This is a genomic window from Ruegeria sp. AP12, from assembly GCF_056540025.1.
Window position 1 is genome coordinate 1 of record NZ_JBQFVZ010000138.1, and the last position, 910, is coordinate 910.

A 910-nucleotide genomic window follows, 5' to 3' on the forward strand; every position below is an offset into this window, starting at 1 on the left:
ATACTTCGCCGAGGTAGTCGTCGATCTGGACCAGATCGTTGAACCGATGATCGCCGACCCGGATGTCAACAACGCCGACGTCTCGAAACGCTATACCCACGACACAATCCGCCCGATCTCGTACTACAATGCCGAAAAGCATGTGGATCTGGGCTTTGTCGGCTCGTGTATGGTGCATAAGGGCGACATCAAGATCGTGGCCCAGATGCTGAAAAACCTTGAAAAGGAAACCGGCAAGGTCGAGTTCCAGGCCCCGCTGGTCGTCGCAGCTCCGACCTACAACATCATCGACGAGTTGAAGGAAGAAGGCGACTGGGAAGTACTTGAAAAATACTCGGGCTTCGAATTCGACGACCTTTTCCCGAAGGAAAAGGCGCGGACCGAGTACGAGAACATCCTGTATCTCGAACGTCCCGGCTGTAACCTGTGCATGGGCAACCAGGAAAAGGCCGCCAAGGGCGACACGGTTCTGGCCACCTCGACCCGCCTGTTCCAGGGCCGCGTTGTGGCAGATGCGCCGGACAAGAAAGGTGAATCGCTGCTGGCCTCGACCCCGGTTGTTGTCCTGTCGGCCATTCTGGGTCGGACGCCGACGATCGAGGAATACAAAGCCTCGGTTGAAGGGATCGACCTGACCAAGTTCGCCCCGCCGGTTGCGAAAAACCCGGCCACTCAATCGGCGCATTTCTAACGCCGCATTTGACAAGTTTTTCATGCGCGCGGCCGTTCATCGGTCGCGTGCAGTGGTTTTTTTGGGGGGCGAAGCTAGCGCAGTTCGGCCTCGGTATTGCCACCATCGACCGTGATAACGTGGCCGGTAGTGCGCTCCATCAAAGCAAGATTGACAAAACCCTCGGCGACATGATGCGCCTCGACCTCGCGGCCCAGAAGGTTACCGCCCATATAGACC

Annotated in this window: 1 protein-coding gene; it reads left to right on the forward strand. The window is 57.4% G+C overall.

All coding sequences use genetic code 11. The features are described 5' to 3' along the window. Positions 1-691: aconitase family protein (locus ACR0E6_RS21810; RefSeq protein ID WP_480587253.1), on the forward strand; the 691-nt coding region annotated here is incomplete at its 5' end. Positions 692-910 lie beyond the last annotated feature (219 nt).